This is a genomic window from Pseudomonas sp. Z8(2022) (assembly GCF_025837155.1).
In the GTDB taxonomy this organism is placed as follows: Bacteria; Pseudomonadota; Gammaproteobacteria; order Pseudomonadales; family Pseudomonadaceae; genus Aquipseudomonas.
Window position 1 is genome coordinate 2,708,359 of sequence record NZ_CP107549.1, and the last position, 20,361, is coordinate 2,728,719.

General features: G+C 62.8%; 17 protein-coding genes and 1 pseudogene. 11 read left to right on the plus strand and 7 right to left on the minus strand.

Features of this window, described 5'->3' with window-relative positions:
* The first annotated feature begins 2 nt into the window (after positions 1-2).
* A complete protein-coding gene (locus OEG79_RS12895; protein WP_264145402.1) occupies positions 3-1,457 on the plus strand; it encodes a TrkH family potassium uptake protein in 1,455 nt (484 codons plus the stop codon).
* A 9-nt stretch (positions 1,458-1,466) separates the two neighbouring features.
* On the opposite strand, the gene OEG79_RS12900 is transcribed toward OEG79_RS12895, so the two are convergent.
* The gene (locus tag OEG79_RS12900; RefSeq protein ID WP_264145403.1) at positions 1,467-2,477 is read right to left on the minus strand and encodes an AraC family transcriptional regulator; all 1,011 of its coding nucleotides are present in this window, start codon (positions 2,475-2,477) and stop codon (positions 1,467-1,469) included.
* A gap of 135 nt (positions 2,478-2,612) precedes the next feature.
* Between OEG79_RS12900 and OEG79_RS12905 the strand changes: the two genes are divergently transcribed.
* The 5 genes from OEG79_RS12905 to OEG79_RS12925 all read left to right on the plus strand — a co-directional run bounded on the left by OEG79_RS12905 (position 2,613) and on the right by OEG79_RS12925 (position 6,821).
* Complete coding sequence (locus OEG79_RS12905) at positions 2,613-2,930, plus strand: Mpo1-like protein (protein ID WP_264145404.1); 318 nt, start codon at positions 2,613-2,615, stop codon at positions 2,928-2,930.
* Between the two features lie 305 nt (positions 2,931-3,235).
* Positions 3,236-4,624, plus strand: coding sequence for an adenylate/guanylate cyclase domain-containing protein (locus OEG79_RS12910; protein ID WP_264145405.1), 1,389 nt, complete (start codon positions 3,236-3,238; stop codon positions 4,622-4,624).
* Between the two features lie 143 nt (positions 4,625-4,767).
* Positions 4,768-5,514: an AraC family transcriptional regulator gene (locus OEG79_RS12915; RefSeq protein WP_264145406.1), complete on the plus strand. Its 747-nt coding sequence runs from the start codon at positions 4,768-4,770 to the stop codon at positions 5,512-5,514.
* Between the two features lie 123 nt (positions 5,515-5,637).
* Positions 5,638-5,973: a tRNA-binding protein gene (locus OEG79_RS12920; RefSeq protein WP_264145407.1), complete on the plus strand. Its 336-nt coding sequence runs from the start codon at positions 5,638-5,640 to the stop codon at positions 5,971-5,973.
* Complete coding sequence (locus tag OEG79_RS12925) at positions 5,970-6,821, plus strand: DMT family transporter (RefSeq protein ID WP_264145408.1); 852 nt, start codon at positions 5,970-5,972, stop codon at positions 6,819-6,821. The genes OEG79_RS12920 and OEG79_RS12925 overlap by 4 nt, the downstream gene beginning before the upstream one ends.
* Positions 6,822-6,833: 12 nt before the next feature.
* On the opposite strand, the gene OEG79_RS12930 is transcribed toward OEG79_RS12925, so the two are convergent.
* Positions 6,834-7,115 carry a SelT/SelW/SelH family protein gene (locus tag OEG79_RS12930; protein WP_264145409.1) on the minus strand — a complete coding sequence of 94 codons (282 nt, stop codon included), beginning with the start codon at positions 7,113-7,115 and terminating at the stop codon, positions 6,834-6,836.
* A gap of 71 nt (positions 7,116-7,186) precedes the next feature.
* Here OEG79_RS12930 and OEG79_RS12935 point away from each other — a divergent pair, with 71 nt between their 5' ends.
* Positions 7,187-9,373, plus strand: coding sequence for a patatin-like phospholipase family protein (locus OEG79_RS12935; RefSeq protein WP_264145410.1), 2,187 nt, complete (start codon positions 7,187-7,189; stop codon positions 9,371-9,373).
* A 46-nt stretch (positions 9,374-9,419) separates the two neighbouring features.
* Here the strand turns inward: OEG79_RS12935 and OEG79_RS12940 are convergent, their stop codons facing one another.
* From OEG79_RS12940 to recQ, 4 genes and pseudogenes are all read right to left on the minus strand, one after another.
* Positions 9,420-11,453, minus strand: coding sequence for a FimV/HubP family polar landmark protein (locus OEG79_RS12940; RefSeq protein WP_264145411.1), 2,034 nt, complete (start codon positions 11,451-11,453; stop codon positions 9,420-9,422).
* 468 nt (positions 11,454-11,921) lie between these two features.
* Positions 11,922-12,353, minus strand: a complete 432-nt coding sequence (locus OEG79_RS12945) for a MarR family transcriptional regulator (protein WP_264145412.1) — start codon at positions 12,351-12,353, stop codon at positions 11,922-11,924.
* A gap of 130 nt (positions 12,354-12,483) precedes the next feature.
* Positions 12,484-13,643, minus strand: a pseudogene (locus tag OEG79_RS12950) (diguanylate cyclase domain-containing protein).
* 91 nt (positions 13,644-13,734) lie between these two features.
* Positions 13,735-15,867 carry a DNA helicase RecQ gene (gene recQ, locus OEG79_RS12955; protein WP_264145413.1) on the minus strand — a complete coding sequence of 711 codons (2,133 nt, stop codon included), beginning with the start codon at positions 15,865-15,867 and terminating at the stop codon, positions 13,735-13,737.
* Between the two features lie 169 nt (positions 15,868-16,036).
* Here recQ and OEG79_RS12960 point away from each other — a divergent pair, with 169 nt between their 5' ends.
* The 4 genes from OEG79_RS12960 to lapD all read left to right on the plus strand — a co-directional run bounded on the left by OEG79_RS12960 (position 16,037) and on the right by lapD (position 19,844).
* The gene (locus OEG79_RS12960; protein ID WP_013716139.1) at positions 16,037-16,621 is read left to right on the plus strand and encodes a YecA family protein; all 585 of its coding nucleotides are present in this window, start codon (positions 16,037-16,039) and stop codon (positions 16,619-16,621) included.
* 42 nt (positions 16,622-16,663) lie between these two features.
* Positions 16,664-17,062, plus strand: coding sequence for a YbaN family protein (locus OEG79_RS12965; RefSeq protein WP_013716140.1), 399 nt, complete (start codon positions 16,664-16,666; stop codon positions 17,060-17,062).
* A 150-nt stretch (positions 17,063-17,212) separates the two neighbouring features.
* Positions 17,213-17,893 (plus strand): cysteine protease LapG, encoded by a 681-nt coding sequence (gene lapG, locus OEG79_RS12970; RefSeq protein ID WP_013716141.1) that lies wholly within the window; start codon positions 17,213-17,215, stop codon positions 17,891-17,893.
* 10 nt (positions 17,894-17,903) lie between these two features.
* The gene (lapD, locus tag OEG79_RS12975) at positions 17,904-19,844 is read left to right on the plus strand and encodes a cyclic di-GMP receptor LapD (protein ID WP_264145414.1); all 1,941 of its coding nucleotides are present in this window, start codon (positions 17,904-17,906) and stop codon (positions 19,842-19,844) included.
* 90 nt (positions 19,845-19,934) lie between these two features.
* On the opposite strand, the gene OEG79_RS12980 is transcribed toward lapD, so the two are convergent.
* Complete coding sequence (locus OEG79_RS12980; RefSeq protein WP_264145415.1) at positions 19,935-20,276, minus strand: tryptophan synthase subunit beta; 342 nt, start codon at positions 20,274-20,276, stop codon at positions 19,935-19,937.
* Between the last annotated feature and the right edge of the window lie 85 nt (positions 20,277-20,361).

The window sequence follows — 20,361 nt, forward strand, 5'->3', positions numbered from 1 at the left end:
CGATGCCCTTAGCCAGCCTGCGCATCCTCGCCTTCATCAATGGCATATTCCTCGTCACGCTGGCGTTGAGCATGCTCGTGCCGGTGGTCACCCTGCTGATCTTCGAACAGACGCAAAAGATCAATGCCTTTCTCTGGTCGAGCCTGATCACGGCGCTCGTCGGTGTCGCCATGATCGCTCAGGGACGGCCCCAGGAAACGCAGCTGCGTCCACGCGACATGTACATGCTGACGGTCTCGAGCTGGGTGATGGTGTCGATCTTCGCCGCATTGCCGTTCATCTTCGCCGAGCACGCGAGCATCACCGATGCCTATTTCGAGAGCATGTCCGGTATCACCGCTACCGGCGCCACGGTGTTCAGCGGCCTGGACGAGATGTCGCCCGGTACGCTGATCTGGCGCTCACTGCTGCACTGGCTCGGCGGTATCGGCTTCATCGGCATGGCCGTGGCGATCCTGCCGATCCTGCGCATCGGTGGCATGCGACTGTTCCAGACCGAATCTTCGGATCGTTCGGAAAAGGTCATGCCGCGCTCGCACATGGTCGCCAAGTACATGGTACTGGCCTACGTCGGCCTCAGCGCCCTCGCCATGCTAGCCTTCTGGCTGGCGGGAATGGGGCCTTTCGATGCGGTCAACCACGCCATGTCCGCCATCGCCACCGGTGGTTTTTCCACCTCGGATGCCTCACTGGGCAACTGGCAGTCTCCCGCCATTCACTGGGTTGCCATTGTCGTGATGGTCCTCGGCAGCCTGCCTTTCGCGCTCTACGTCAGCTCCCTGCGCGGCAACTACCGTGCATTGCTACGCGATGCTCAGGTACGGGGCTTTCTGCTGTTGCTGGCGGCCAGCTGGCTGGTGCTGGCAAGCTGGAAATGGCTTACCAGTGATCTGTACTGGCTCGATGCACTGCGCCTGGTGGCGGTGAACATTACCTCGATCATGACCACCACCGGTTTCGCCGTGGGTGACTACCACCTGTGGGGGCCGTTCGCCAGCATGATGTTCTTCTACCTGGGCTTTGTCGGCGGCTGCTCCGGCTCCACCGCAGGCGGCCTGAAGATCTTCCGCTTCCAGGTTGCCTACATCCTGCTCAAGGCCAACCTCAAGCAGCTCATCCATCCGCGTGCGGTGATCAAGCAGCAGTACAACCGCCACCCACTGGATGAAGATATCGTTCGCTCGATCCTCGCCTTCGCCTTCTTCTACACCATCACCATCGCCACTCTGGGGCTCGGCGTAGCCCTGTGCGGAGTGGACTGGATCACTGCGCTGACCGGTGCTGCGGCAATAGTCTCCGGCGTTGGCCCGGGCATGGGCGAGATGGTCGGTCCGGCCGGCAATTACGCCACCATCCCCGATCTGGCCAAGTGGCTGCTGAGCTTCGGCATGCTGCTCGGGCGCCTGGAAATCCTGACCGTACTGGTACTGCTGTTCCCGGCCTTCTGGCGCCACTGAGCAGACGCGCTACACCAGCCCACTACGAATACGGTACTCGCCCGGGGTTTCGTCGAACCAGCGGCGAAATGCCCTGAAGAAGTTGCTCGGGTCGGAAAAGCCCAGCAGGTAGGCGACTTCCAGCAGGGTCAGGTCGACCTGCCCGAGATACTGCTCGGCCAACTCACGGCGGGTGTCGTCGAGCAACTGCTGATAGCTGGTGCCCTCTTCCTGCAAGCGCCTTTGCAGCGTGCGTTGCGACAGATGCAGCGTCTGCGCCACCAGTTCGCGGCGCGGCTCGCCCTGAGGCAACAGGCGACAAAGCACCTGACGCGCCTGATGCGTGACCCGACTGCTGCAGAACCGTGCCAGGTACTCGCCGGCAAAACGATCATGCAGCTGCGCCAGCGCCTCGTTCGCGCTGGGCAATGGCGCCTCGAGATCCGCACGGTCGAAGATCAGCCCATAGTGCTCGGCGTTGAACCTCAGCGGCGCCTGGAATACCTGCTGATAAGGCGCCAGATCGGCTGGTGCCGCACCTTGCAGACGTATCTCGCGCGGGCGCATGGGTTTACCGGTCATCCAGCGGCAGAACGACAGACAGTAGGCCAGCGAGGCTTCGGCGCTCTGCCGGGCCGGCGGCAGGCGGTCGCCATGAATGGCCAGGGTCAGGGCGTAGCCATCGGGCTGCGGCAGGAAGTTCAGATCCGCGCCCTCGCCGATGATGCGCTGATAGCGCACCAGACGAGTGAAACCGTCTCGCAGGTTGCGGCTGGACATCAGCGCATAACCCACCACATGGAAGGATGCCGGACGCACCACCTGCGCCATGTTCAGGCCGATGGCAGGGTTACCCGACAACTCCACGGCGCGTTGCCACAGACGGGTCATGCCGTCCTGCGGGAAGCGCGCGTCGGGATCATTCAACGCGGCGTAATCCATCTCCAGCTCGGTGAACAGGCTGGCGCAGTCGACACCGCCCAGCTCCAGTGCCTGCACGATGGCCAATGCCCAGTTGGAAGAGGTGGTTCTTTCGCTCATCTTCTTTGTTCTTATGATCGATCAGGCCAGCAAGGTCAGAGTTGGCGGCGCAAGGATACTAGACTGGCACCTTAAGTCAGTGGCCCCGGAAGACAGCGCGATTACACTGACAGTGACAATAACAGGAGGTGTGCCATGACCGCCCAGACTACCGAACGCTACCAGAGCTTCGCCGAGTTCTACCCCTACTACCTGCAGGAACACAGCAACCCGGTATGCCGGCGCCTGCACTACGCCGGCAGCCTGCTGGTGCTGGCGATCCTCGCCTACGCCCTGTTCACCCAACAATGGCTGTGGCTGCTGGCCATGCCACTGGCCGGCTACGGCTTCGCCTGGATTGGCCACTTCGTGTTCGAGAAGAACCGCCCGGCCACCTTCGACTACCCGCTGTACAGCCTGATGGGCGACTGGGTGATGCTAAAGGATGCCTTTACCGGCCGTATTCGTTTCTGACGAAACAGGTTGCGCGCTCTGATGCGCGCCCTCGAACGGGGCCGGGACACTTCTGCTGACCGCCTTCACAGGCCTTGCTGCAATCCGGCCTCGCCCGGCCGAAGAACGCCCCGTTCACCTGGCCACCCCAGACAGTACCTGCCCCTGACCGCCTGCCACTGTTACGCCGCCGTTCGGCGGCCGTGCTTGGCTGGTCGCCCCCCCTTGGTTATGATCCCCGCCCATAGAGCCTCTGGCTCAGGTCTTGCAGACCAGTCAGGCGTCCGGCAGAGACGCCAGAATTCCAGCAGGGACAGTTCCAGCAGATGAAGCCAGCAACCACCAGCCGTGCCAACGGACTGCCAACGCCGCCGTTGCGCGAATACTACTCGCGCGTGCTGGCCTATATCACCACGGCGGCGGGTATCGCCGCCGGCACCTACGTCGGACACTTTTCCTACGACATCCTCTGGATGGTGCCTTACGCCCTGCTCTATCCGCATCTGGCGCACAATCTCAGCCGCCGCTTCAAACGCGAGCATCCCCAGCAGACCGTCTTGGCCCTGTTGTTCGTCGACGCCGTGCACGCAGGTTCCTCCGTCGTCCTGTTGGGCTTTTCCGTCGTGCCCAGCCTGATGATCCTGCTGATTCTGTGTTTCAGCTCCCTGGTCATCGGTGGGATGCGTTATCTGGGCCTGGCGCTGCTGCTGGCCGGCAGCAGCATAGCGCTGTGCATTGCCCTGCTGGGGATACAGCCCAATCTGGAAACGCCGATGCTGGTGGCATTGGTCAGCACGCTCTTCGCCACCCTGTACATCTGCATCACCGCGTACTTCGTCAACCTGCAGGGCCTGCGTCTGGCGCAGGTGCGCAGCGAGATCAAGCGCGAGCAGGAGAAGGCCGCGCGCCTGGCACGCAATCTGGCCAAATACCTGTCGCCGCAGGTGTGGGAGTCGATCTTCACCGGCAAGAAGAGCGTGCGTCTGGAGACCCAGCGCAAGAAGCTCACGGTGTTCTTTTCCGACATCAAGGGCTTCACCGAACTGTCGGAAGAACTGGAAGCCGAAGCGCTGACCGACCTGCTCAATACCTACCTCAATGAAATGTCGAAGATCTGCCTCAAGTACGGCGGCACCATCGACAAGTTCATCGGCGACAGCGTGATGGTTTTCTTCGGCGACCCGAGCAGCAACGGTGCCAAGAAGGATGCGGTCGCTGCGGTTTCCATGGCCATTGCCATGCGCAAGCACATGAAGGTACTGCGCCAGCAGTGGCGCGCCCAGGGCATCACCAGGCCGCTGGAAATCCGCATGGGCCTCAATACCGGCTACTGCACGGTAGGCAACTTTGGAGCCGATACACGTATGGACTACACCATCATCGGTCGCGACGTGAACCTGGCCAGCCGCCTGGAAAGCGCCGCCGAGTCCGGCGAGATCCTGATTTCCCACGAGACCTATTCGCTGGTCAAGGACGTGATCATGTGCCGCGACAAGGGTCAGATCACCGTCAAGGGCTTCACCCGCCCGGTGCAGATCTACCAGGTGGTGGACTTCCGCCGCGACCTCGGCGCCACTTCCAGCTATGTCGAGCACGAACTGCCGGGCTTCTCCATGTACCTGGACACCAACGGCATCCAGAACTTCGACAAGGAGCGGGTGATCCAGGCGCTCAACCAGGCCGCCGAGAAGCTCCGCGACAAGGTCATTCTCTGAGGCGAACCTCCTCGGTTGAGACTCGCGGCTACGCCGCCAGCCTGCTGATCTGACCGCCCCGGCACCGGAGCCAAGGGAAAGGCCCTTACATCAGACGGCATTACCGCGGACGTTACACCGCGGCGGTTGCCGAGGAAAACGCCATGCCCCCGATTCTGTCCCTGCGTCACTACAGTCACGAAGTACTCAGCCATAGCCACGATCACGCCCAGCTGGTGTTCGGCCTGGCCGGTGAGCTGCAGTTCGAAGTGGACGGTCAGGGTAGTCGCGTTCTGCGTCATCATCTGGCGGTAGTACCGGCCGAATCGCGCCACACCTGCGGCAGCCCGGGCGGTAGCCAGTGCCTGGTGCTGGACCTGCCGGCCAACGACTGGCTGGAGCGCCAGCTCGGCCACCACGCCAACGACATCCAGCGCCTGCTCGACAAACCCAACGCCCTGCAGCTCGATCCCTCACAGGGACAGCTGCTCAACTGGCTGGCCAGCAGCCCGATCAACGATCCAATCATCGCGGCTCAGGGTGCAGCCCTGCTGCTCGGCAGCCTGGCGTGCAGTCGCCAGCATGCCGAAACAGCCGGCTTGCCGATGGCAGCGCTGGACCACTACATCGAGCAGCACGCGGCCCATCCGCTGCAGGTGGCTGATCTGGCGCGCCTGGCCGGTCTCTCGGTGGCGCGCTTCCATGCCCGCTTTCTGGCCGAGACCGGGCATACGCCGATGGAACACATTCGCCAGCAGCGCCTGCGCCTGGCAGAACAGCTGCTGCGCGGCAGCGACCTGGCCGTTGGCGAGATCGCGTCCCGCGTCGGTTACAGCTCGCAAAGCGCCTTCACCGCTGCCCTCTCCCGTCATCTGGGCATGACGCCACGGCAATTGCGCCGTCTGCGCTAGCGCGGCGCGGATCAGGCGCACGCACGCGCAATCGAGAGTCTGGCGACAAAACTCATCACTCCCGCGACAGACACCGGCCATCTGCCGGGCCTAGACTGCGCCGCATCATCGAAGGAGTACCCCATGCAAACCATCGAATGGCAGGATTTCGAGAAAGTGGAACTGCGCGTCGGCACCATTCGCAGCGCCCGTCCCAATAAAAAAGCGCTGAAGCCGGCTTACGTACTGGAAGTGGACCTCGGCGAACTGGGTATCAAAACGTCCAGCGCACAGATCACCGCGCATTACGGCTGCGAGGACCTGGTCGGTCGTCAGGTGCTCTGCGTGTGCAATTTCGCGCCCAAGCGCATCGCCGGCGTGCGTTCCGAAGTGCTGGTCACGGGTGCCTATGACAGCGACAAGCGAGTGGTACTCGCCGGCTTCGACAAGCCTCTGCCCAACGGGGCGCGCCTGGCATGACGGAACGTAATGCCCTGCTGGCGATTCACCTGGGCGCCCTGCTGTTCGGCCTGTCAGGCATCTTCGGCAAGCTGGCCGCCACCACGCCGAACATGATCGCCGGCGGCCGTGCCCTCTTCGCCGTCATCGCCCTGGCTCTGGCCGCCCTGCTCTGGCGCAGCCGCAACGCGGTTCGCCCGAGCTTGCGGCAGATGGCCCTGCTGGCACTCGGCGGCCTGCTGCTGGGCACGCACTGGGTGACCTTCTTCGAGGCGGTGAAGGTCTCCGGCGTGGCCATCGCCACCCTGGGTTTCGCCAGTTTCCCGGCCTTTACCGTGATGTTGGAAGGTCTGCTGTTTCGCGAACGCACTCGCCCCGGCGAATTCGCCATGGTCGGCGTGGTGTGCGTGGGGCTGGTTCTGGTCACCCCCGAGTTCAGCCTGACCAGCGGCGCCACCGTCGGGCTGCTGTGGGCGGTGCTGTCGGGCTTCCTGTTCGCGCTGCTGTCGCTGCTCAACAGGGCCAGCACACGCGGCCTCGACCCGGTAAAGGCTGCGCTGTATCAGAACATCACCGTGCTGCTGTGCTTCCTGCCGCTGGCCTGGCCGTTGCTACCCAGCGTGCGTCCGCTGGACTGGCTGTGGCTGGCCATGCTCGGCATCTTCTGCACGGGCCTGGCGCACAGCCTGTTCGTTGCCAGCCTGCGCGTACTCAAGGCGCGCACCACCGCCGTGATATTCGCCCTGGAGCCGGTGTACGGAATTCTCTTCGCCTGGTGGCTGTTCAGCGAGCAACCTACCCTGCGCATGCTGGCCGGTGGCGTACTGATCGTCAGCGCCATCTTCGTTTCGGCGCGGATGGCGCGCTGAGCCGGCACCAGCCTAGCGGTCGTTGTGGCCCAGGTCGCGGGTTGGATCGATCTGGTCACGCACCCGCTGCTTGAGCACCTTGGCCTCGGGAAAGCCGCCATCGGCCTTGCGTTCCCAGATCTGTTCACCATCGCAGAGGATGCGAAACACCCCGCCTGTGCCGGGCTCGAGACTGACCCGCCCCAGCTCGTCGGCAAAGGTGCTGAGCAGCTCCTGAGCCAGCCAGGCGGCGCGCAGCAACCACTGGCATTGGGTGCAATAGGTGATGACGATTTCAGGCTTCTGATCGGACATGACAGCGGCTCTACGATGGGGCTTGGTGCCTATAATAGCGGCCTTTGTCCATGCTCCTGCCGGAAACCGCCATGCGTCGCCTGCTCGTTTCGCTGCTCTGCCTGTTTGCCCTGTCCAGCCTGCCTGCCATCGCCGCCGAACGGGTCGGCCTGGTCTTGTCCGGTGGTGCCGCCCGCGGCCTGGCACACATCGGCGTGCTCAAGGCACTGGAGGAGCAAGGCATTCGCATCGATGCCATCGCCGGCACCAGCATGGGCGCCATCGTCGGCGGCCTCTATGCTGCCGGCTATTCGGTGGCAGAGCTGGAACGGCTGGCGGTGGAACTGGACTGGCAGCAGGCGCTGTCCGACTCGCCGTCGCGCGAGGACATTCCCTTCCGCCGCAAACAGGATGACCGCGATTTTCTAATCAAGCAGAAACTCAGTTTCCGTGACGACGGCAGCCTGGGTCTGCCGCTGGGCGTGCTCCAGGGGCAGAACCTGGCGCTGCTGCTGGAAAGCCTGCTGGTGCACCGCAGCGCCACACGCGATTTCGATCACCTGCCGATTCCCTATCGCGCCGTCGCCACCGATGTGGTCAGCGGCGAGCAGGTGATCATGAGCACCGGCCACCTGCCACAGGTGATGCGCGCCAGCATGTCGATCCCGGCGGTATTCGCCCCGGTGGAGGTGGATGGTCGTCTGCTGGTCGACGGCGGCATGGTCAACAACGTGCCGATCGATGTGGCGCGGCAGATGGGGGTCGACCATGTCATCGTCGTCGATCTCGGCATGCCGCTGAAGCCGGCCAGGGATCTGCTCACGGTGGTCGATGTGATGAACCAGTCGATCAACCTGATGATGCGCAAGAACTCCGAAGCGCAACTGGCGACACTGACCGCCGGCGATGTGCTGATCCAGCCGCCACTGGCCGGCTTCGGTGTTGCCGATTTCAATCGCAGCGAGCAGATGATGGAGGCCGGCTACCGCGCCACGCAGATCAAGGCGGAGCAGTTGGCCCGACTGCGTACCACCGGCGCCGGCAGCCCGGCGCTGGCCATGGCGCGTACCCGTGAGCAGCGCACCCCGGTCATCCGCGAAATCCATGTGGAGAACGACTCGAAAGTCGGCGACACGGTGATTCGCCGCCATATTCGCCAACCGCTGGGCGAACCGCTGGACGTGGACCGCCTGCAGAAGGACATGGGCACACTGTACGGCCTGGATTATTTCGAACGTGTGCAGTACCGCATCGAGCCACTGGATGAGCACGGCAGCGCCCTGGTGATCGACGCACGCGGCAAGCGTACCGGTACCGACTACCTGCGCCTGGGACTGAACCTGTCGGATGACATGCGCGGTGACAGCGCGTTCAACATAGGCGCCAGTTACCGCATCAATGGTATCAACGAGCTTGGTGCGGAGTGGCTGACCCGCCTGCAGCTGGGGGATCGCCAGGAACTCTACAGCGAGTTCTATCAACCACTGGATGCCGGCTCACGCTATTTCGTCGCGCCCTATCTGTTCGGCGAAATGCAGAACGTCGAAGCGATCCTGGACAACGACCCCATCGCCGAATACCGCCTGGAGCGCTATGGCTATGGCTTCAACCTTGGCCGGCAGATTGCCAACAACGGCGAAATCCGCTTCGGTATCGCTCAGGCCTGGGGCGAGGCGGATGTGCGCGTCGGCGAGCGCGATCTGCCCAGCTTCAGTTTCAGCGAGGGCTACTACGAGTTGCTGTACTCCTTCGACACCCTGGACAACTTCGACTTCCCGCACACGGGCGAGGACATCGGCCTGACGGTGCGCAAGTACGACCGCGGGCTGGGCTCGGACGAGGAGTATCGGCAATGGCAGCTGAAGCTGGACAAGGCCTACAGCCACGGACCCAACACCTGGCTGTTCGGTGGCCGTTACGGCCGCACGCTGGATGAAGCGGAGGTGGTCACCTCAGGCTTCATCCTCGGCGGCGCCCAGGAACTGTCGGGCTTCCGCCAGGACTCGCTGAGCGGGCAGAACATGGCACTGGCGCGAATGATCTACTACCGGCGCATGACACAGAATTCGCTGTTGCCGCTGAACGTCCCGCTGTATCTGGGAATGTCGCTGGAGCGTGGCCGCTCGTGGAACAACGACAACGCTTTCGACAGCGGCTATATCAACGCCGCCAGCATCTTCCTCGGCCTGGATACGCCACTGGGTCCGCTCAACTTCAGCTACGGCTTCAACGACGAACGAGAAAAGGCGCTGTACCTGAATCTGGGCAAGAGCTTCTGAAACGACGAGGCCGCGCATGTGCGCGGCCTCGTTATACAGCAATCGATCAGGCAATCTTCGCCAGCAACTGGCGCGCGGCCTGTTTCTGCTCGTCGTCGCCGTGATCGATCACCTCATTGAGGATGTCGCAGGCCGTGGCGATATCGCCCTGATTGATGTAGGCCAGGGCCTGATTCAGGCGGGTCATGTGCTCGGGATTGCCTGCCAACACATCGATGTCCACCGGCAGCGCAGCAACGACCTCGGCTACGCCCTCTGCCTCGTTGGCGATGCTGTCAGCCACCTCATCGCCAAGCACCAACTCCATCTCGCCGAAAGCACTCATTTGCTCATCTTCGTGGTGCAGCTCGAACACTTCCGGCAGTTCCTGCAGATTGCTGGCGAAAGAGGTATCGAACTCCGGCTCGGCGGGCGCCTTGGGCTTGACCCTGGCGACCGTCGGGAACGGGCTGACCAGATCCCAGTCAGCATCCAGCGACAGGTCGTCAAGGTTGAGCAAAAAATCCTGATCGGCCAGTGGTTGTGCCGCCACCGGCTGCGCCGCTGCAGGTTCGCTCGGCGCCTGCTGAGTCGCCTGCAGCCCTGGATAGCGCGCTTTCAGTGCCTCGATACGCGCAGCATCGAACGCCTCGGTACGCAGCACAGCCTCCTCACGGGCGAAACCGCCACCATCCCCCTGCATAGCCAGAACCTCCAGCAGGCGGAAACGCAGGTCGGTGCGTTGTGGCTCCTGAGCCAGCGCCTTGCTCAACTCGCCACGCGCCTCACTGATGCGCCCGTAGGCGATGTAAACGTTGGCAGCTTCGAGCGGGTCGACCGGTCCTTGCACACGCAACGGCAGCGCTGCAGGCACCACCCTGCCCATCGGCGCAGGGGCTGGCGGGGTAACCGCAGCAGCGCCATGGGCGACGACAGGTTGCCGAGGCACTTCCACTTCAGGCCGAACCTGCACCACCGCCCTCTCATTCCCGCCACCACGCCGAACCACCCAGAACAGTGCGCCGAGCATCAGCAGCAAACCGACGCCACCGGCGAACAGCATCGTCCACCTTCCGCGCTCCGCGACCACAGGATTCTCCGCACTTGTCGGTGCTGTGGCGGCAGGCGCGGTGACGGCTTCGGCCGGCGTAAGCGCCGACAGCCTGGCCAGCAGAGCTTCCTTCTGCTCCAGTTGTTCCTGCAACTGGAGCAGTTGGGCCTGCAGCTGCGCCAAGCCCTGTCGCAGCTGCAGGTTCTCCGCAGCCTGATTGGCCAGCTCCAGATCGACCTGACGCTGCTTCTCTGCCAGCTGCTGCAGACTATCGTCCTGTTCCGACTCAGGCTCCATGGCCGCCACAGGAGCGCTGACAGGACTTTCGGCATCACTCCGAACAGCAATGGCGGGCGATGCCGCTGTCGATATCGCAGCCACCACAGGCTCTGCAGAGCCGATGCGAGCGGCGTCGGGCAGCAACAGGTCCGCGCCGGCCAGCAAACGGCCCGGATCTCCACCGCTGAAGGCACCTGGGTTCAGTGCGAAGATGCCATCCATCAGCGCCTGTTGCGACAGTGCGCTGCCCTGCTCGCGCAGACGCGCGGCAACCAGCCAGAGACTGTCGCCACGAGCGACCTGGTAACGATGCCCGGCCGTCGCACTCGGTGGCGTGAGCGTCCGCTGCGGTGCAGCGGGCACAACTGCGGAAACGTTCGTCTGCGCAGCCGGCACCGGGCTCGGCGCAGCCGCTACGGCGGTATAGGCCGAGGAGCCTGGTGGATCCAGCAACACGGTGTACTCTCGCAGAAGCTGGCCGTTGGGCCGGGCCACTTCAACAATGAAATTCAGGTAGGGCTCGCGCACCGGACGGCTCGACACCACCCGGATCACGCTGCGCGAGCCGCGCAGCAATGGCGTGAAGCGCAGATCGTTGAGGAAGTAGATGCGTTCGACACCAGAACGGCTGAAGACTTCGGCAGGAGCCAGACCCACGTGCAAGTCCTGCGCCCCCAGATCGCCCACTTCGAGCAGCTCGATTTCAGCCTCGAAGGGCTGGCTCAACGCCGAATGCAGCGTGATCTCACCTAAACCGAGTGCAGGCGCCATTCCTGAATACAGGGCAGATCCCGACGCCAAACCCAACATCAACTGACGCACCCGAGCCATGTGACCTCCAGGGTAATCCGGTTCGAACAGCACTTCCCCGATTCCCGTCTGTGCTTCCCTTTGCTGGGGATTTGGCGCGTGCCCGAAAAAATCCGATAACGCTTACAGGGTCCTTGTCGAGGCGGTCTCGGAGCTAAATATGGCGACTCACCACAAGTAGCCATCTGGACGCCAGTTTGCCGGTGAAGGCACCGTGCCATCAAGCAGAATCAGTCAAAAGTTGGGCACAAAATTTCCGCCAATAAAAAAGTGATCGGAAATTTGACGGATATAGGATCTGTACGAAAGGTCGCCGAGCGATGATAGGCCGAGACAGCTCGGGATCAGGGGCGGCGTTTGCAAGTCATGACGAGCATGCCGATCCATCACCGGGCGCGGGGGACTTTCGTAAGGCCCCCGGGGAAAGGGTCACTTCACCAGATTGCCAAGCACTCTTGCGTGCACCTGCTGACAGCGGCGCAGGTCGTCTTCATCGATGCCGGCAAAGACTTCACGACGAAGCTGGGTGGAAATCGCCTCGATCTTCTCAATCAGAGGCTGCGCCTTGGGCTGCAACGCAATTTTCTTGGCACGGCGATCTTCGGGCACTGCCACACGCATCACCAGCCCCTGGTTTTCCAGACTGTCGAGCAGTCGCGCCAGGGTTGGCCCTTCTACGCCGACACTTTGCGCCAATTCACGTTGGGTCGGCATTTCGGTGAAACGCGCCAGATGCAGCAGTACCAGCCAGCGCGCCTGAGACAGCCCCAGGCCAACCAGGCGTCTATCGAGTTCGGAACGCCAGGCGCGTGACAGCTGGGCAACTTGCATGGCAAAGCGATGTTGATCGGGATAAGACATGGACTAGCAGCTCGCACAAAGGTCAAAAACTAATTATTAGCTAGCTAGCCATAACCCGATGCACAGGGCAAGCGCAGAATGCGTCGATAGCGTTGCAGAATGCGACCGGTCCAGCCTTGTCCGTTGTCCCTCAGGAGGCCACCTTGTTGCGACCAAAAGCCTTGGCCTCGTATAGCGCACGATCCGCCTGTTCGTAGAACCGACTCAATTCGGGCTCGGTTTCGGGACACAGGCAGGCGACGCCAATGGACATGGTCAGCACTTCACCGCTACCGGAACCGCGATGGGCGATACCCGCCTCCTCCAGCGACTGCCGCAACGCTTCAGCACGCTGCCAGGCCTCGGTGGCGCCAATATCGAACAGCAGTACGGCGAACTCCTCGCCACCAAGCCGCACGCCCATGTCCAGCGGTCGCCGTGCGGCCTGCCTGATCAGTGCACCAACACGCTGCAACGCCATGTCTCCGGCGTGGTGACCGTAGCAGTCGTTGTAGGCTTTGAAATGGTCGACGTCGCAGAGCAACAACGCCATGGATTTGCCTTCGCGCTGCGCCTGGCGCCACAGACGCTCGAACTGCCAATTGAAACTGCGTCGGTTGTGCAGACCGGTCAGGCTGTCGTGATAGGCGAGCAGGCGCATCAACCGGCTGATCAGGAAATGCTCGCGCGATCTGTATTCCAGCAAATAGCAACCAACGGCACCGGTGAGATTGCCGAGCACGAGAAACAGCACATTGTTGACCAGCCTCGGCATAGCCAGCCCGGCAAACCATTCGGCCAGCACGTAGGCAAACAGCACGATCAGCGAACAGGCAAGGGCTTCGTTCAGACGCAGGCCAACCAGAAAGTAGCTGCCATGCTTACCAACAGCAGCCCTTCGTAGGGATAGCCGGGATCGGCATGGTGTGCGATGCCGATGATCAGCGCTGCACCTACACCTAACGCGAGGATGCAGGTCATGCTCAGCGGCAGTAACAGATGGACATGCCGGCGCTGCAGGATCAGCGCGGCACACACCAGCAGGATGACCAGCACCACGATCCGCATGGCGATCACCCAGCCGAGATGCGATGCGGGCACCACCAGCACGTCGAGCGCAGCCAAAGCCAGCCAGATGAGCGTGGCGACGCTCAGCGCGATGCGTTTGAGCTCGAAGCTGTCTTCGAGCATGTGGGCGCGGTATTCGCGCTCGAGCACGCGGGAAAAACGCAACCAGCGAAACCCCAGGCTGAGCTGGTCGGCATAGGGGCTCGGACGAACTTCATCGAGCCAGGCGTGATAGTTAGGCACCGTCACCTCGTCATCTGGCGGCCTGCTCGACACCTTAGCCTTGTCATGGAGATGACGCCAGAAGCGCAGCGGCGAGTTCGCCACCCATGCTTTAGAGTTCGAACTCGGCCTGCAGGGCCGCACGCACGCAGTAGAGCACTGCCTCGTCGACACGTCCGGCGAACAAAGGCGCGATCTCACTGACTGCAGGAAGTTCGCCCTCGCCGTCGAGGAAGCTCTCCTGAATCTCACCGAGGAGCTCTTCGGGAAGGTCAAGCGCCTGCTCCAGGGTCAGTTGCTGCTCGGCGATGGCTTCGGCCAGCAGGCTGTAGACGTTCTTCTCGGTGCACTTGAGCTGCCCGGCAATCTGCGCAGGCGTCATGCCGGCACGTGCCAGACTGACCAGCTCGTGGCGCAGATCGGCCACCGGAGCCCGTGCTGCATCCGCGGCGGCGCCATTGAGCACCTCGAGGAAAGCCTGCCCGTAACGCTCCAGCTTGCGCGCACCCACGCCGCTGACCTCGGCCATCTCGCTCAGCGAGCTGGGCTGGCTACGCAGCATCTCCAGCAGCGTGGCGTCAGGGAAGATCACGTAAGGTGGCACGCTGTGCTCCTCGGCGAGCTTGCGACGCAGGCTGCGCAGGGCCTCCCACATGTCCCGCTCGTGGCCACGCACCAGTTGGCTGGCGGCGCTGCTGGAGGCCTTGGCCGCCTGCGCCGGCTTCGGTTCGCGGCGCAGTTGCAGGCTGACTTCACCGCGCAGCAGTGGCCTGCAGCTCTCGTCCAGACGCAAGCCACCGAAGCCTTCCAGATCGACATCGGCCAGACCACGGGCGACCAGCTGGCGGAACAGGGTGCGCCACTCGACCTCGGAAAAACCCTTGCCCACACCGAACACTGCCAGGTGCTGATGGCCGGCGGCGCGGATCTTCTCGTTATCGCGGCCGAGGAGAATATCCACCAGATGGCCGACCCCGTAGCGCTGACCGCTGCGGTAAATGGCAGACAGCGCCTGGCGCGCTGGCTCGGTGGCGTCCCAGGTCTCGACGCCGTCGATGCAGTTGTCGCAGTGCCCGCATGGCTGCGGTAGTTCCTCGTCGAAATAGGCCAGCAGTGCCTGACGACGGCAGCGTGTCTCCTCGCACAGGGCCAGCATGGCATCGAGCTTGTGCTGTTCGATGCGCTTGTGGCGCTCGTCGCCATCGGAGTTGGCCAGCATCTGCTTGAGGAAGATCACGTCCTGCAGGCCGTAGGCCATCCAGGCATCGGCTGGCAAGCCGTCACGGCCGGCACGACCGGTTTCCTGGTAATAGGCCTCCAGCGACTTGGGCAGGTCCAGGTGGCAGACGAAACGCACGTTGGGCTTGTCGATCCCCATGCCGAAGGCGATGGTCGCCACCATGATCAGGCCTTCCTCGTTGAGAAAGCGCTTCTGATGGTAGGCCCGCAGCTCGTTGGGCAGGCCGGCGTGATAAGGCAACGCCGGAAAGCCCTGGCTGCTGAGAAAGTCGGCGACCTCCTCGACCTTCTTGCGCGACAGACAATAGACGATGCCCGCATCGCCCTTGCGCGCAGCGAGAAAGCCGAGCAGTTGCTTGCGTGGCTGATCCTTGGGCTGGATGCGGTAGAAGATGTTCGGCCGGTCGAAGCTCGACAGGAAGCGCTCGGCGTTATCCAGATGCAGGCGCTGGACGATCTCCTCGCGGGTGCGCTTGTCGGCCGTGGCGGTCAGGGCAACGCGTGGCACCTGCGGGAAAAGCTCGGCAAGCTGGCCGAGCTGCAGGTATTCCGGGCGGAAATCATGGCCCCACTGCGATACGCAGTGCGCCTCATCGATGGCGAACAGAGCGATGTCCAGGCCCTGCAGAAAATTCAGCATGCGCGGCTGCACCAGGCGCTCTGGCGCCAGGTAGAGCATCTTGATCTGCCCGCGGCGGATGCGGTCGGCAATCTCGCGTTGTTCATCGACGCTGAGCGTGGAGTTCAATGCCACCGCTGCCACGCCCAGCTCGTCGAGTGTCGCCACCTGATCGTCCATCAGCGCGATCAGCGGGGAAACCACCACCGCCAGGCCTTCGCGCATCAACGCCGGCACCTGATAGCACAGCGATTTGCCGCCACCGGTGGGCATCAGCACCAGCGCATCACCGCCTGCCGCCACACGCTCGATGATCGCGGCCTGGTTGCCGCGAAAGGCGTCGTAGCCGAAAACGTCTTTGAGAATGCGCAGGGCGTGGTCGAGCATGAAGGCCTCCAAATCGAGCCGCGCATTATGCCGCAGGAACGCACTGAACAGGGCGCCTACCCGTCCGAAGCCGCTCAATCGCCTCTTGCAGAGCGCCTATGCTGGTCGCAGAGGCGGCGGTGAACTAGAATCCAACCTCGTTTATCCCAAGCCCCAAGGTAACCCCACGATGTCCTTCGCTGAGCAACTGTCCCGCCTGCAAGCCTTTCTCGATGCCGATGAGCTGCACGAAGAGGCGTTGGACTATGTGGCCGCCCACGGCTATCTCACTGCCCTGGCGATCTGCCCGGATCAGGTGCCGGAGCGCGAGTGGATCGATGCGCTGTTCGCCGAGCCGCCGCACTATCGCAGCGACGCCGAGCGCGAAGAGATCGAGAACACCCTGATCCACCTGAAGGCGCACATCGCACGTCAGCTGGCTGGCGAAGAAGAACCCGAACTGCCCTGCGATCTCGATCTTGGTGACGAGCCGGACGATTCCGACCTGCGCGGTTGGTGCATTGGCTTCATGGAAGGTGTGTTCCTGCGTGAAGCGGTTTGGTTCGAGGATGCCGAAGACGAAGTCAGCGAGTTGCTGCTGCCGATCATGGTCGGCTCCGGGCTGTTCGACGAGCAGCAGGAGTTCGCCGAGATTGCCCGTGATCGCGATCTGGTGGACAGCATGATCGATCAGATTCCCGAGCTGCTCACCGCCCTGTTCCTGCTGTGCCAGGCTCCGGAAGAAAAACCAGCGCTGCTCAAGCCCCGCCACTGACCGCGAGCCGGGGCACTGCTCCGGCTGCCGCCAAGACTGCCCATGCCGCATGACATCCAGCCAAGCCGCCATCGCAGTGTCCGCTATCTGCTGCTGGGCATCGGCTGGCTGAGCGTCGCCCTTGGGGTCCTCGGCATCTTCCTGCCGGTGCTGCCGACCACACCCTTCCTGCTCCTGGCTGCCGCGTGCTTCGTGCGCAGCTCGAGGCGCTTCTACATCTGGCTGGTCACCCATCCGCACCTGGGGCCTTGGATTCGCGATTACCTCGAAGGTCATGGCATCCCGCTCAAGGGCAAGGTCTACGCGCTGGTGCTGATGTGGGCGAGCATCGCCTTCTCCTGCTATCTGGTGCCCTTACCCTGGGCACGCGCCTTCATGCTCACCAGCGCGGTGCTGGTGAGCATCTACATACTCAAACAGAAAACCCTGCCCAATCCGTAAGCGCTCTGCATGGCCCGGATGCAATCCGGGCTACGAAGCCGGCCAACACCTCGACAACCTTTTGACACCGCTTTCTTTTTCCAGCGAAGCGACCGGCAAGAACTCGACACCTCGCCTAGACTTCGACGATCAGGCACTGAGACTCGACCCATGCGACGGCTGCGCATTCAGCGATGGCGGTGGCGACTGCTGATCCTCTGGATCGGCAGTGGGTTGCTGGCCGCGCTATCCCAGGCGGATTGGGACTTCGCCCTGATCATCAAGAATGCCGAGAGCCGCTACGGCAACCTCGGCCCAGCGCGAACCCGTCTGCTCGACTGGGAAGAGCTGATCAAGACCAGCGCGGCGTTGCCGGAGCCAGACAAGCTCAACGAGGTCAATCGTTTCTTCAACCGCAAGGTGCGCTTCGTCGACGACATTCAGCTCTGGCGCGAAAACGACTACTGGGCCACCCCCGTGGAAATGCTGGTCAAGGGCGCCGGCGATTGCGAGGACTATTCCATCGCCAAGTACTTCACCCTGCGACGCCTCGGCATCCCCAGCGAGAAGCTGCGCATCACCTACGTCAAGGCGCTGAACTACAACCAGGCGCACATGGTGCTGACCTACTACGCCAGCCCGAGCGCCGAACCGCTGGTGCTGGACAACCTGATCAACGACATCCGCCCCGCCTCACAGCGCAAGGACCTGCTCCCGGTCTACGCCTTCAATGCCGAAGGCCTCTACCTGCCTGGTTCCAACACCCGCAAGAGCGACTCGAAGAAGCTCTCGCGCTGGCAGGACATTCTGAAAAAAATGCATGCCGAGGGCTTCGCCGTGGGCGAAGGCTAGGAGGAAGAATATGTCCCTACTGAAACAACTGTTCCTCGCCATCTGCCTGTTCCTGGTCGTGGCCTTTACCGGCAGCTTCGTCGCCAGTGTCGAGACTTCACGTGAACAACTACTCAGCCAGCTACGCTCCCATGCCCAGGACGCGGCCACGGCTCTGGGCCTGTCGATGACGCCCCATGTGGATGACCCGGCGATGCTCGAACTGATGGTCAGCTCGATCTTCGACAGCGGCTACTTCGCCAGCATCCGCGTGGTGAGCATCCCTGAGAACAAGGTGCTGGTCGAACGCAACACCGAGGTGCGCGCAGAGAATGTCCCGCAGTGGTTCGTCGATCTGGTGAACCTAGAACCCGAAGGTGGCGACGCCCTGATCATGCGCGGCTGGGAACAGGCCGCAAGGGTCGAAGTGCTCAGCCATCCGCAATTCGCCCTGGCCAAGTTGTGGGACGGCGCCATTGGCAGCCTGATCTGGCTGTTGCTCTGCGGCCTGGTCAGCGCCGTGCTCGGCGGCTGGCTGCTGCGCACCCAACTGCGCCCGCTGGACAATATGGTGCAACAAGCGCAAGCCATTACCCGCCGCGAGTTCCTCACCCTGCCCCGCGTACCACGTACCCCGGAGCTGAAACGCGTGGTCCTGGCCATGAACCAGATGGTCGACAAGCTCAAGACGCTGTTCGCCGAAGAGGCCACACGCAGCGAAAAGCTCCGCGAAGAGGCGTACCAGGACAGCCTGACCGGCTTGGCCAACCGTCGCCAGTTCGATATTCGTCTGGACAATCAACTGGTAGTCAACGAGCAGAATGCCGAGGGCTATCTGCTGCTGTTGCGTGTCAACGATCTCGGCGGGCTCAATCAACGTCTGGGCGGGCAACGTACCGATGCGCTGATCAGCGCCCTGGGCGATCTGCTCAGGCGCCTACTGGAAGCACCGGAATGCGGCGAATGGCTGGCCTCGCGCAGCCGCGGTGGCGAGTTCGCCCTTCTTGCACCGGGGTTGAACGGCGATGACGCAGATCGTCTCGCTGAAGAGATCAGCGAGCACCTGAGCAACCTGCGCCAGACCGGCGCCAGTGACTGCAACCCCGTGGCCCATATGGGGATCGCTGCATTCCGCCCCGGCGAGGATCCCCCCAGCGTGATCGGCCGCGCCGACCAGGCGCTGGCCCAGGCCCAGAGCAATGCAGAACGCTGCTGGGAACGCCTGGACGATTTCAACGCACAGAGCGGTCATGGTCTTCATGACTGGCGCGGCTGGATCGACGATGCGCTGAACCAGGGCAAGTTGCAGCTGTATTTCCAACCCGTGGTCGAATGCGTTTCCGGCAAGCTTCTGCAGCGCAAGGTGCTGGCGCGGCTGCTGGATCCACAAGGCGAAGCCATCGCTGCCGGGCGTTTCCTGCCCTGGATCGAACGCCTCGGCTGGGGCGCCCGCTTCGACCTGGCCATGCTTGAGCATGTACTCACCCACCTTACCCTCCATGCCGAACCGCTGGCACTGAGCCTGTCGGCCGCCACGCTGCGCGAGCCGGCGAATCGGGAGCGAGTTCTCACCCTGCTAAGAAGCCGCCCGGAGCAGGCAAACCTGCTGACCCTGGAGGTGGACGAACGTCACCTGCCACCGCCGGCAGAACTGGAGGCATTGAGCCAAAGCCTGCGTGAGCTCGGTTACGGGCTGGGTCTGCAGCATTTCGGCGGTCGCTTCAGCCTGATCGGTAACCTGACCCACTTGGGCCTGGCCTACCTGAAGATCGACGGCACCTATATCCGCGCCATCGACAAGGAGAGTGACAAGCGGTTATTCATCGAGGCGATCTTCCGTGCCACCAACAGTATCGACCTGCCGCTGATCGCCGAAATGGTGGAAACCCGGGGAGAACTGGAGGTGCTGAGCGAGTTGGGCATCCATGGGGCCATGGGCCGACTTATCGGTGCCCCCGCCCCCCTGCTATGAGTTGCATGAAAAACGATCAGTTGAAGTCAGTGATCATGTCTGGAAAGGCGAGGCACGGTCTGCACGCCCAACGCCAGTCCGAGCCCGCGGCTATACCAGATCATTATCCTCATCACCGAGCAGACCGCTCAGGCCTTCGATCTCGGCACGGGCGATGGCACGTTGGTCGAGTTTCTGGCGAGCTGCCTCGGGCAGATCGGTGTAGCGGATGACGCCACGCTCGACCAGTACGCTGACCACGTCTTCGAGCACACGAACCAGCTCCAGGTCGGATTGTTTCAGGCTATCCAGCCGTGCCTTGACCTCTTCCTTGGCAGCCAGCCAGTTATGCAGCTCCTCGCTCTCGACCGCCAGGTTCTCCGTCATCCCCTCGAAGGGTTGGTGTTCAACCCGCAACAAACGCCCGGCCGCGTCGCGCTGTACGTAAACCATCGTTGCCTCCAGCAAACGCCATAAAAAAAGCCCGCTCCCTGAACGGGTAGCGGGCTTTACTCTAGTTGAGTGCTTCGGCTAAGGA